This window comes from Starkeya sp. ORNL1, assembly GCF_012971745.1.
Classification (GTDB): Bacteria; Pseudomonadota; Alphaproteobacteria; order Rhizobiales; family Xanthobacteraceae; genus Ancylobacter.
This window is the reverse complement of the sequence record NZ_CP048834.1, coordinates 4,683,358-4,695,637: the sequence shown is the minus strand read 5'-3', so window position 1 is coordinate 4,695,637 and position 12,280 is coordinate 4,683,358. Positions and strand designations below refer to the sequence as shown.

Genomic DNA, 12,280 nt, shown 5'->3' with positions numbered 1-12,280 from the left:
GGCAAGTTGTCAACGGCCAATCGATGGCCGCGGCGTGGGTGGCGCTTACACGCGGAGCGTCATCCCGGCCGCAGCGAAGCGGAGAGCCGGGATCGTAAGAAAGTGAAGAGCGTTTGCGCGATCCCGGATCGGCCTGCGGCCGTCCGGGATGACGGCATCTTTATTGGCGCCCGAGCAGCGCCTTCGCCGTCGCCTCGTCGGTGATGAAGCCGTTCAGCGCGCCGCCGGCTAGCGCCGCGCGGATCGCTGGCACCTTGGCGACGCCGATGGCGGCGCCCACGGCCCGCGCCTCGGCCGGCACCCGATGCGGCACGCTGGTGACGCGCTCATTGGAGCCGCCTTCGATGATGCGGCCCTGAGCGTCAAAGGCCCAGCCGGTGAGTTCGCCGACCGCGCCGAGCCGCATCAGTTCGAGCAGTTCCTCCCGGCTGATGAAGCCGTCGACATGGAGTTGCGCGCGCTGGTCGACCTGGCCGATGCCCATAAGCCGCAGGTCCGCCTTCTCGGCGATGGCGCGGATGCGGGCGACGGAATGGATGCGCAGCAATTGCTCACGCTCGGTGGCGGAGGAGACGAACACCGGCAGCGGCATCGGATAGTGCCGCGCCTTGGTGATGTCGGCGAGCCGCGCCACCGAATCGAAGAAGCTCGCCGAGCCGTCCGGCGAGATATTGCCGACCAGCGAGACCAGCTGATGGTTCGGGCAATCCATCGAGCGCACCTGCTCGACGGCGGCGCGCATGGCGCGCCCGGTGCCGAGGGCGACGATCGCCGGCTTGTCGCCGCCGAGCACGGATTCGAGCAGCGCCGCCGCCCGCTCGGCGACGCCGGTCAGCGCATTGGGCGCGGCCGGATCGGTCGGCACGATCTCGCAATAGGTGAGAGCGAACGTCTCCTTCATCCGCGCCGCCAGCTCCATGCAGGCAGCGATCGGGTGCTCCAGCCGGAAGGTGATCAGCCGTTCGGAGAGGCACAACGAAACCAGGCGCTGCGCCGTGGCGCGCGAGACATTGAGCTTGCGCGCGATCTCGTCCTGGGTATTGCCGGCGATGAAATAGAGCCAGCCGGCCCGCGCGGCGGCATCGATGCGTGAGGGCTCGCTGTCGGACGTGGCCATCAGCCTGGTGCCTGGTATCGTCTGAAGTCGGCCATGCGTTCGAACACCCGATCGGCGCCGGCCTCGATCAGCAGCGCCCGCCCGTCGCGCGCCGCGTAATGGCTGCCGCCAACGAACCCCCAGGCCGTCATACCAGCAGCCTTCGCCGCTTGCACCCCGCTGACACTGTCCTCGATCACTAGGGTGCGGGTGGGCTCCGCGCCCATGCGCGCGGCGGCATAGAGGAACAGGTCCGGCGCCGGCTTGCCCTTCGCCACCATCTGCGCGGTGAAGATGCGCTCGCTGAACTGGTCAGCGAGGCCGGTGAGCGCGAGAGAGAATTCGACCCGATCGAGATCGCTCGACGAGGCGACGCAATGGGCGCCGGCGAGCCGGCGCAGCACGTGCTCGATATCCTCGATCGGCTGCAATTCCGCGGCAAAGGCCTGGCGGATGCGGGCGCGCAGCACCTGCGGGAAGTCATCCGGGATGGCATAGCCGGCGGCACGATAGTGCTGGATGATCGCCGTGGTGCTGCGGCCGAGGAATTTGCGGAACACCTCGTCGAGATCGGTCTCGATGCCGTAGCCGCGCAGCGTCTCGATCAGGCAGCGGCAGCTCAGCACCTCGCTGTCGACCAGCACGCCATCGCAATCGAATATGATGAGGCTGTAGTCCATGGCAATGCCGGCGGCTCAGTATGCCGGGACCGAACGCCGGCTTTGTCATTCTAGATCACATGCTCAGCCTCTGGGCAATCGCTCGCTCGAATGTCTCTCGCATGTCTCTCGCGCCCGGAAACGCAAACGGCCTCCCGGGGGGAGGCCGTTCGATGGTGAGGGCAATGGCCGCTATTGCTTGACGCCGGCGACCTCTTCGTTCTCCAGCGCCCGCATCATTGCCGCTTCCTCGGCCTCCATGCGCGCCTGGCGGCGCTTGCCGATCATCGTCATGGCCAGCGAGAATCCCATCAGCGCGACGATCGCCATCGCCGCCGGACGGTGGATGATGTAGAGCAGATCGCCGCCCGACAATTGGTACGATCGCAGCAGCTCGGTCTCCAGCATGCGCCCGAGCAGCAGGCCGACCACGACGGCAGCGACCGGATACTCGAACTTCACCAGGGCGAAGCCGATCAGCGAGAACACGAACAGCGTGACCGGCCCGGTGATCGAGCCCTCGACCGCGTAAGTACCCATGACGGCGATGACCAGGATCGCCGGCAGCACATAGCGGGTGCGGACCTTCACCACATTGCAGGCGACATAGATGAATGCGATGCCGACCACCAGCAACAGCACGGCCTGCACCATGTTGTTGAGGATGATGGCATAGACCATCGGCTTCTGGGTCTGGATGAAGTTCGGCCCGGGCACGATGTTGTGCATCAGGAACGCCGCCAGCAGGATGGCGGTGGCGCCGCCGCCGGGGATACCCAGTGCCAGCATGGTGGCCATCGAGCCGCCCTCGGCGCTGGCGACCGCCGCCTCCGCCGCGACCACGCCCTTGGGGTTGCCCTTGCCGAAGGTCGCGCTGTCCTTGGAGGTGCGCTTGGTCTCGGCATAGGCGATGAGATTGCCGACCGAGGAGCCGACCCCCGGCACCGCGCCGATGATGATGCCGATGATCGAGCCTCGCAGCAGCACGCCGGGATATTTGAAGGTGCCCCAGCAGCCGGCCAGGATCTTCTTCAGGCTGACCTCGCGCGAACTTTCGGCATCGAGGATGTAGTCCCTGGTGGCAAGGTTCAGAAGCTGGCCGGACGCCAGCAGCCCGATCATCGCCGGCACCGGGGCGATGCCGTTCAGCAGTTCCGGCATGCCGAAGGTGGCGCGGACGAAGCCGGCGGTGTTCATGCCGAGCGTGCCGAGCAGCACGCCGAAGCCGGCCGCGACGAGACCGCGCGAGGCGTATTTGGTGCCGAGCGAACCCAGCAGCAGCATGCCCCAGAGCGCCACCGTGAACATCTCGAACGGGCCGATCCGGAGCACGATGTCGGCGAGCGGCTCGACCACGATGAGCAGCAGGACGTAGCCGAGCAGGCCGCACAGGGTGGAGGCGAACAGCGCGTAGCCGAGCGCCTCGTTATACTGGCCCTTCTTGGCCATGGCGTAGCCGTCGAAGGTGGTGGCGTACGACGTTGGCGAGCCCGGTATGTTCATCAGGATCGCCGGCACCGAACCGCCGAACCCGGCGCCGGTATAGACCGAGGTGAGGAACACCACGCTCGGGAAGAAGTCCATATAGAGCGACATCGGCAGCACGATCGCCATCGCCATGCTGACCGAGACACCGGGAATGGCGCTGAAGACGAGGCCGACGACGAGGCCGGGAATGATCCAGCCCCAGGAAGCCACGGACGATCCCATGAGATCGAGCGCGGCCATCATTGCATGAAGGTCCATCATCGCCGCACCTCAGAGGATCAGGGTTTCGAGCGGGTACGGCATCATCGCCTTGAACCCGTAGATTGTGGCCAGCGTGACGGCGAGCGGATAGACCAGCAGCGCCACCGGGCGGCGTTCCCCGCAGATGAACATCGCCGCCACCGCGAACAGCCAGACGCCGATGTCGAAGCCGACGGCATCCATGATGAAGATGGCGATGCCGAGCGACAGGCCGAGCACGCCGATGCGGGCGAGATCCTTGCCCTCGGTCGGGAGCGTCGGCGCCAGGGGGTCCTCGGGCAGGAGTTCGTCTTTATCGACCGCGTCGGCGCGCCGGAAGCATTGCGGCAGCACCACCAGGCACAACAGCAGCACCACCAGCGATAGCGGCTGCACCAGCAGCAGGTTGTTCGTGGCCGTCGATACTGAGCGCGCCTCCAGCAAATACCAGAGCACGGCGCCGAACAGCATCGCCAGGAAGACCAGGTGCTGCCAATTGACGACGTATTTAGTGGAACCGATGTTCATTGTTCGCTCCCCCGAAGCGTCGCGCTCTTCAAACGACACGACTGGCCGACCCCGGCCCCCGGATGTGACTTGCCGTTTCCGGCGCGAATGAACCGATGCGGCACCGACGGCAGCAGAAGCGTGCCGGCGATGCCGCAATTTTTCAGGCCTTCGCCTCAGGAGCCCCGGAGGAGCTCGGCGTGCTTCACGCAAGTGGCGCAGGTGCGCATATAGGCTTCGTTGGAGGCCTCCGGGCCATACCAGACCAGCGGCAATTGCTGGGCCTCCGACGCTTTGACTGCCTCGGGATCCTTGGTCGCCCGCTCGAATGCAGCCACCAGGACCTTGTAGACCTCGGGGTTCTTGTCCTTGAGAGAGGTCTGGATCACCCAGCCGCGCTGGGAGCCTTCGACGAACTCGGCCTTGAAGCCCAGGTCACTGCCGACCTTGACGATCGACGGCGTGCTGTCGAATTCCGGGAACAGCGCCTTGTCCCAGAAGCCGACCAGCGGCTTGATCTTCGACATCAGCGGCAGATAGCCCTCGGCGCCGACGAAGCCGACATCGACCTGGCTGCCCATCACCGCATTGCGCACCACGCCGCCGCCATCATAGGTCACGACGCGGAGCTGGGCGGTGTCGACGCCGGCTGCACGCAGCGCCAGGATCAGGTTGAGATAATCGACCGAGGCCGCCTGCATGCCGAGGCTGAGGCTTTTCGGATCCTTGCGCAGCTTCTCCAGCACTTCCCTGAAGCTGGTGATCGGGCTGTCGGAAGCCACGGCGCCAAGGGTGAAGTCGCGCGACGGCAAGTTGATCGGCCAGAAATCCTCCGCCTTGTACTTGGCGAGACCCTGCGCGATCGTCACCGCCGTGTAGTTCACGCCGGTATTGGAGATGATGTAGCCATCGGGCTTCTGCGCCAGGAGATAGGAATTGCCGAGCACGGTGCCGCCGCCGGGCATGTACTCGACCGTGAGCGGTTGGCCGAGTTCCTTCTGCAGGAAGGGAATGAACACCCGGGTGAGCCGATCGCTGCCGCCGCCCGGAGCGAACGGGATCATGATCTTGATCGGGCGGCTCGGATATTTGTCGGCCGCGCGCACGATGCTCGGGGCCGACACGCCGACCAGCGCGGCAGCGCCGCCGAGCGCGATCGAGCCCAGAACGTCACGTCTCGTAAAACTTCCCTTCATTGCTTCCTCCGCTAGATTTGTTGTTGGTTTTCACTGAATTGTCTTCGTGCTCATCGCCCGACAACGGGCGATGACCGTAATAGTCACGTGCGAAATAGAGCAGCGGCGCACCCGGCTTTGGCGAGCGGGTGGCCTCCAGCCGGCAGACGCAAATGGCGTGGTCGCCAGCCGGGTGGATGTCCTGGATGACGGCAGCGATGTTCACCGTGGCGTCGGCAATGATCGGCGCGCCGTGCAGCAGATCCAGGCTGTCATGTCCGTTGCGCGAGGCGCTGCTCGCGAAGAAGCGGGCAATGTCGGTCTGGTGGCTACCCAGGAACGAGATGCCTATGGGCTTGCCGGAACTGAGATGGGCCCGGCTGCGGCTGTGATTGCCGACGCAGAACAGAGCGAGCGGCGGCTCCATCGAGACCGAGGTCACCGACGTCGCGGTGAAGCCGTGGACCTCGTCGCCGGCATGGAAGGTCACGACCGCAACACCGGAGGCCAGCGCGCGGAACGCCTGCCTGAACTGCTCCGCACCGACATCGCCGCGAGCGGCAGCACCGCGCGGCGCGTCATCGACGATGTCGTCGTCCAGAGATATCAGACCGGATCGCCTCATCGCGCTCTCAGGCAAATTTGGTGCGTATGAACGGTTGTCGACAGGCATTGGATGCGCCGGCCGGGGAATGCCGGCCGGCGCAAATGTAGCCGGCTCAGATAATCTGATCCTGCTCGCGGAGTGTCTCCTGCAGCTTGGCGATGTCGACCAGCCGCGGATTGGTGTTGCTGCGGGCGGAAATCGCCGCGGCGGTGCCGACCGCCTGCCCGGTCACCATGCTCGCCGCCTGCGAGCGCACGCTGCCCAGCGCGTGGTACTCGGCCGAGATGCAGCGGCCGGCGACGAGGATATTGTCCACATCCTTCGGCACCAGGGTGCGGTACGGCACGTGGAACCAGCCCTGGCCGCCGACCTCGACGAGGCTTACCGACTTCTTGCCCGACTTGTCGTGCACGTCCATCACGCTGCCATAGCGGCCAATACCGTCGTCGAAGGAGCGGCCATAGAGCACGTCGTCGTCGGTCAGGGTGTATTCGCCGACAATGCGGCGGGTGTCGCGCACGCCGACCGACTGCGCGGTGTAGGCCATATAGGAATCTTCATAGCCGGGCACATACTTGCGGTAGAAGATCGCCATCTTGTTGGCGAGCTCGCGCATCGCCAGCGTCGCCTTCGACAGCGCGATGCGATCGGTGCCGTCGATATTGTAGGCCATGTCCATGTTGTGGAACGAGAAGTCGTAGCGGAACTTGCCGTTCCGATACATCGTGCGCACCACATACATGATTGCGTCGGGATCGATCTTGTCGAGGCCATACGGGATCGGGTAGTCGCCGTTCTTGATCGCCTCGCGCACCTTTTCCTTGAACGGGAACATGGTGAAGGGCTTGTTCTCGGCCTTCAGGCGCAGCGTGGTCTCGACATATTCCCGGCCGAACTCGTCCGGGTGGTCCTTCATGTACTGGAGCGTCTTCTCCAGATTGACCCCACCGACGGCGAAATACAGGCTGAGCGGCTGGTGGCGGCCATCCTCCGGCGAGCCCTTCTCATAGGAGGCGCCCGCCGCCGCGGCAATCTCGCCGTCGCCGGTGGTGTCGATGGTGACGCGGGCATGGACCTCGACGCGGTCGCGCAGCGTCTCGATCACGACGCCGCGGAGCGCATTGCCCTCCATGATGACGTCGGTCGCGGCAGTGTTCAGCCACACTTCGACGCCGGCCTCCTGGACCATCTGCTCGATCACCCACTTGCCGATTTCGGGATCGAACATCTGGCGGGTCGCGGCCTGGCCCTTCTGGCCCCAGGCGGACTCTACCGAGATCATGCGGTCGATATATTCCTGGGCGATGGAGCGCACGAGCTGCTCATTCTCGAACGAGCTCTCGTAGCCGGTGATGAACAGCTTCTTCTCGTCGAGCGTCTTCGGCGCCGCCATGTGCCGCATCGAACGGATCATCATCACCATGCCGCCAGTGTGCGTGCCGCCGAGGTGATCGCGCTGCTCGAGCAGCAGCACGCTGGCGCCGTTGCGTGCGGCAGAGATCGCCGCCACGAAACCGGCGGTGCCACCGCCGACCACGATCACATCCTTATCGACCCGCGAGTGCTGTTTTTTAGCTACCAGAGGCATGACGGCTCCTACCTTCAAGAAAAATCCGGAACTTGGATCTGGCCGGGATGCGCGGGGCGGAAACCTGGGATGCCGCGGCGCATTCTCTCCCTAGACATCGTTGTCTCATTGAGGCAACGTTGTCTCAGGGGTCAGATATTGTCAAGCGTGGAATTGCCCTGTCTGGTTGCCGGAAGTGTGAAACCGTCGCGTGGAAACCAAATGACCGATAATTCCGAGCGAACCAGCCGCCGCCGGAATAGCTCCCCCACCCTCGCCGACGTGGCCCGGATCGCCGAGGTGTCGATCAGCACCGCGGGCCGCGTGCTGCGCGATGCCGAGTGGCCGGTCGACCCCGCTTTGCGCGAACGCGTGCTCGCCGCCGCCGGCCAGGTTTCCTATGTGCCGAATGTCATGGCACGAACGCTGCGCGGCAGCGCGCCGGCGCTGGTCGGCCTCGTCGTCGGCAACATGCTCGACCCCTATTATGGCGAGGTCGCCGAGGCAGTGACGCGCCACGCCGAAGCCACCACCAAGATGCTGGTCATGGTCTGCAACATGCAGCGCGATCCGCTGCTGGAGCTGGATTATTGCCGCCGCTTCTGGGAGCACCGGGTGGCGGGCCTGATCCTTGCCGGCGGCGGCTTTGACCAGCTCAAATACCGCAGCGAACTGTCCGACTTGCTGGAGCGCATGGCACGCAGCGGCGTCGTCATCACCACGCTGAGCCCACGCGATGTCGGCGCCGCCAGTTTCTGCGTCGACAATCTCGCCGTCGGCCAGATGGCGGCGGCAGAACTTGCCGCGCACGGCCACCGCCGTGTCGGCGTCCTCGTCGGCCCGGTGCGCAGCCTCGTGTTGCAGCAGCGCATGGACGGCATCCGCGGCGTGTTCGACCGTGAGCGGGTCAAATACCACATCGTGGAAACCGAACTCCGGCCCGAGCGCATCTTCGCCGCGGCCAAGGAGTTGCTCGACGCCCATCCGGACATCACCGGCATCGTCGCGGTGTCGAGCGCGGTCTCCGTCAACGCCATCCGTGCGGTCAACGCCACTGGCCGTTCGGTGCCGGACGACGTCTCGGTCATCGGCATTGGCGGCGGCGCGCTGGCGGAATGGGCCACGCCCCAACTCACCCGGATCGATCTCGCCCTCGACGTCTCGGGCAAGGCCGCGCTGGACTTCATCGCCGCCCGGGTCGGCGGCGCCAACCCGCCGGAAGGCCTCATCCACCAGCCGCGCCTGGTACCCGCGACATCAGTCGCGGCCGCCAAGCGGCGCAAGCCGTCGCGGCGGACGTCGGCCGCAGAGGCGTGAGCGCGGACTGCTCCCTCTCCCCGACGGGGAGAGGGTTGGGGTGAGGGGTCTTCGCCGCTTCGCAATCGTGCTTCCCCCTCACCAACCCGCTGCGCGGGCCACCTCTCTACCTCGGGGAGAGGAATAGAGAGCCTCTCACCGCCCCACGCCCATCAATGCCGCTGCCCCGGAATGAAGTCGCGCAGGCTGGCGCCGAGCAGCTTGCGGGTATAGGGGTGCTGCGGCCGCTCGAAGATGTCGCTGGTCGGGCCCTGCTCGACGATCTCGCCGTTCTTCATCACCGCCACGCGATGGGCGATGCCGCGCACCACCTCGAGGTCGTGCGAGATGAAGATATAGGCCACGTTCAGGCGCGCCTGCAGGTCCTTCAGGAGATTGATCACCTGCGCCTGCACCGACACGTCGAGCGCCGACACCGCCTCGTCGCAGATGATGATCTCGGGCTCCACAGCGAGCGCGCGCGCGATGGCGATGCGCTGGCGCTGGCCGCCGGAGAATTCGTGCGGATAGCGCGCGAGATGGGATTCCTTCAGGCCGACATGATGCAGCAGTTCGGCCGCGCGCGCCCGCCATCGGCCGCGTGGCAATATCTCCGGATGCACGATCCACGGCTCGCTCAATATCTGCTCTACCGTCATGGTGGGATTGAGCGAGCTGAAGGGATCCTGGAACACCATCTGCATCTTGCGGCGGACGGCATAGAGCTCGCTTGGGCGCAACTGCAGTATGTCGGTGTCGCCGATACGCGCGGTCCCGGCCGTGGCATCGCCGATACGCATCAGCGTGCGCGCCACCGTGGTCTTGCCGGAGCCGCTCTCGCCCACGATTCCCAGCGTCTCGCCGCGCCGCAGCTCGAAGCTCACATCCCGCAGCGCCGAGACGCTGCGCCCGCGCTTCAAGAGCCGCGCCGGCACGACATATTCCTTCGACAGATTATCGACCCGAAGGATCACCTCTTCGGAGCGGGTCTCCGCCGCCTCGCCGCCGACCCGCGCCGAGAGCAGCGCGCGGGTGTAGCTGTGGCGGGGCTCGGAGAGCACCTGCATGACCTCGCCGGTCTCGACCACCCGGCCATTCTGCATCACCGCGATACGGTCGCCCATGAAGGCGGCGACCGCGAGATCATGGGTGATGAGGATCAGCGCCATGCCGTCCTCGGCCTGGATGCGCTTGATCAGCTCCAGTATCTCGGCCTGCACGGTGACATCGAGCGCGGTGGTCGGCTCGTCGGCGATCAGGATGTCGGGCCGCAGTGCTAGAGCCATGGCGATCATGATGCGCTGGCGCTGGCCGCCGGAGAATTCGTGCGGATAGCGCCGTGCGCTCGCGGGTGGATCGGGCAGGCCGACGCGCTCCAGCAGTTCGATGGTACGGCCGTGGATGTCGGTCTCGCGCACTTCCTTGCGGTGGGCGCGGAACACCTCGCCGATCTGCCAGCCGACGCTGTAGACCGGGTTCAGATGCGACAGCGGATCCTGGAAGATGATGGAGATGCGTCGCCCATTGATCGAGCGGCGCTGGGCGCGCGACATGGTCGACATGTCTGCGCCATCATAGAAGATCGAGTTCTTCGAGATCTCCGCCGGCGGTGCCTCGACCAGATCGAGGATCGACATGGTGCTCACGCTCTTGCCGGAGCCGCTCTCGCCGAGGATGACCAGCGTCTCGCCGGGATCGACATGGAAGCTCACATCGTCGACGGCATTGACGACTTCGCCGTCGCGGTTGAAGCGGACCCAGAGATTGCGGACGTCGAGCAGGTGCGCGCTCATTTCTTCACCCCGCGACGCTGCAGGCGCCAGCGCAGCTGGGGATCGGACACCATGCGCAGCCAGTTGCCGAGCATGTTGAGCGACAGCGTGGTGAGCAGGATTGCCGCGCCCGGGAAGAACGAGATCCACCACGCGGTGCCGAGATAGGCGCGCCCGCTCGCCACCATCGAGCCCCAGGTGAAGTCCGGCAATTGCACGCCGAGGCCAAGGAAGCTGAGCGAGGATTCGATCAGCACCACCGCCGCGAACTGCACCGCCGCGATCGTGCACAGCGTCGGCAGCACCAAGGGCAATATATGCCGGAACAGCACGCGCGAGGGCCGCGAGCCAAGCGTCTCGGCGGCGACGACGAAGTTGCGGCGCTTGATCTCCATGGTCTCCGCCCGCGCGGTGCGCAGATAGACCGGCATACGGGTGATCGCCAGCACGATGATCACATTAGCGATGCTGGAGCCGAGCAGATAGAGCACCACCAGCGCCAGCAGCAGCGAAGGAAAGCTCATGATGACGTCGGTGACGCGCAATATGAGCTGGCTGACGGTGTTGCTCGAATAGCCGGCGGCGAGGCCGAGCAGGCCGCCGGCGCAGAACGAGAACAGCGTGCTCACGGACGCGATCAGCAGCGTGTTCTGCGCCCCGACGAACAACCTCGCCAGCACGCTGCGGCCGAGACTGTCGCCGCCGAGCACGAATTCCCACCCTTGCGCGAACGACAAGGGCGGCACGTTGCGCGCCTTCATGTTCACCTTGGTCGCGAGTTCGCCGAACAAGGCCGGCCCGAGGATCGCGATCAGGATGATGCAGACGAGGAAGATCGCCGAGCACAGCGCAAACTTGTCCGCGACAAGGGCGCTCAGCAGGCTGGCGGCCTTGCCGGGTCGCCGTTGCTCGAGCGGAGTGGCGTCGGTCACGGTCATATCCTGGGATCCAGAACGCGATACAACACATCGACCGAGGTGTTGACGAGGAAGACCACGACCGCGGTCACCAGCACCGCCGCCTGGATGATCGGGAAGTCGCGCTGCAGGATGGCGTCGATGGTGAGCTTGCCGATACCCGGCCAGCCGAACACCGTCTCCACTACCACCGCGCCGTTCGCCATGGTGACGGCGAGGTCGGCGGCGACGGTCAGCAGCGGCAGCATCGAATTGCGCAGCGCGTGCACGAAGATGATGTTGATCGGCCGCACCCCCTTGGCGCGGGCGGTCTTCACGTATGGCGCGTTCAGCGCGGTCACCATCGAGCCGCGCACCACCTGCACCATCAGGCCGAACGGACGCAGCGCCAGCACCGACACCGGCAAGATCCAGTAGCTGATGCCGCCGGTGCCGGAGGTCGGCAGCCAGCGCAGCGACACCGCGAACACCAGCACCCCGACAATGGCGACCCAGAAGTCGGGCGCGCTGGCGCCGACCAGCGACGAGACGGTGGTGATGCGATCGAACACCGTTCCCGGCCGATAGGCGGCGAGCGAACCGATGACCACCGCCAGCACGATGGCGATGCCGAGCGCGGCCGCCGCAATCATCAGCGTGTTCGGCAAGGCCTGCAGCGCGGCGGCCATGGCCGGGCGCTGGTAGAGCATGGACTGGCCGAAATCCAGCCGGGCCAGCGAGGCGATATAGTGCCAGAACTGGACCAGCATCGGCTGGTCCAGATAGTTCATGGTGCGGAATGCGGCCTTGGCTTCTTCCGTCGCATTCTCCGGCAGCATGATCGACGTCGGATCGCCGGTCAGCCGCGCGAGAAAGAATACGACGATCAGCACGCCGAAGATCGAGAGAGCGCCGAACACCACCCTCTGCAAGACTGCGCCGAACATCGAACCTCCTGTCCCTGCCCTCGCCCTGCT

At 65.7% G+C, this 12,280-nt stretch carries 11 protein-coding genes; 1 reads left to right on the top strand and 10 read right to left on the bottom strand.

Features of this window, described 5'->3' with window-relative positions:
• Positions 1-160: 160 nt before the first annotated feature.
• From G3545_RS22225 to G3545_RS22195, 7 genes are all read right to left on the bottom strand, one after another.
• Complete coding sequence (locus tag G3545_RS22225) at positions 161-1,117, bottom strand: sugar-binding transcriptional regulator (protein WP_170015758.1); 957 nt, start codon at positions 1,115-1,117, stop codon at positions 161-163.
• Positions 1,117-1,776, bottom strand: a complete 660-nt coding sequence (locus G3545_RS22220) for an HAD family hydrolase (protein WP_170015757.1) — start codon at positions 1,774-1,776, stop codon at positions 1,117-1,119. The genes G3545_RS22225 and G3545_RS22220 overlap by 1 nt, the downstream gene beginning before the upstream one ends.
• 171 nt (positions 1,777-1,947) lie before the next feature.
• A complete protein-coding gene (locus tag G3545_RS22215; RefSeq protein WP_246702525.1) occupies positions 1,948-3,501 on the bottom strand; it encodes a tripartite tricarboxylate transporter permease in 1,554 nt (517 codons plus the stop codon).
• 12 nt (positions 3,502-3,513) lie between these two features.
• A complete protein-coding gene (locus tag G3545_RS22210) occupies positions 3,514-4,011 on the bottom strand; it encodes a hypothetical protein (RefSeq protein WP_170015754.1) in 498 nt (165 codons plus the stop codon).
• Positions 4,012-4,166: 155 nt separating this feature from the next.
• Positions 4,167-5,186, bottom strand: coding sequence for a tripartite tricarboxylate transporter substrate-binding protein (locus tag G3545_RS22205; protein WP_170015752.1), 1,020 nt, complete (start codon positions 5,184-5,186; stop codon positions 4,167-4,169).
• A complete protein-coding gene (locus G3545_RS22200; RefSeq protein ID WP_170015750.1) occupies positions 5,161-5,838 on the bottom strand; it encodes a flavin reductase family protein in 678 nt (225 codons plus the stop codon). Before G3545_RS22200 ends, G3545_RS22205 begins: the two co-directional genes overlap by 26 nt.
• 46 nt (positions 5,839-5,884) lie before the next feature.
• Positions 5,885-7,360, bottom strand: a complete 1,476-nt coding sequence (locus G3545_RS22195; RefSeq protein ID WP_170015748.1) for an FAD-dependent oxidoreductase — start codon at positions 7,358-7,360, stop codon at positions 5,885-5,887.
• A 201-nt stretch (positions 7,361-7,561) separates the two neighbouring features.
• Here G3545_RS22195 and G3545_RS22190 point away from each other — a divergent pair, with 201 nt between their 5' ends.
• Positions 7,562-8,656 (top strand): LacI family DNA-binding transcriptional regulator, encoded by a 1,095-nt coding sequence (locus G3545_RS22190; protein WP_170015747.1) that lies wholly within the window; start codon positions 7,562-7,564, stop codon positions 8,654-8,656.
• Positions 8,657-8,808: 152 nt separating this feature from the next.
• Here G3545_RS22190 and G3545_RS22185 read toward each other — a convergent pair whose 3' ends face one another.
• Genes G3545_RS22185 through G3545_RS22175 form a run of 3 tightly spaced genes read right to left on the bottom strand, consistent with a single transcriptional unit; the run spans position 8,809 to position 12,250 of the window.
• On the bottom strand, positions 8,809-10,428 hold the full coding sequence (locus G3545_RS22185) for an ABC transporter ATP-binding protein (RefSeq protein WP_170015745.1): 1,620 nt from the start codon (positions 10,426-10,428) through the stop codon (positions 8,809-8,811).
• A complete protein-coding gene (locus G3545_RS22180) occupies positions 10,425-11,345 on the bottom strand; it encodes an ABC transporter permease (RefSeq protein ID WP_170015743.1) in 921 nt (306 codons plus the stop codon). Before G3545_RS22180 ends, G3545_RS22185 begins: the two co-directional genes overlap by 4 nt.
• Entirely contained in the window at positions 11,342-12,250 is a 909-nt protein-coding gene (locus G3545_RS22175; RefSeq protein WP_170015741.1) for an ABC transporter permease, read from the bottom strand. The genes G3545_RS22180 and G3545_RS22175 overlap by 4 nt, the downstream gene beginning before the upstream one ends.
• Positions 12,251-12,280 lie beyond the last annotated feature (30 nt).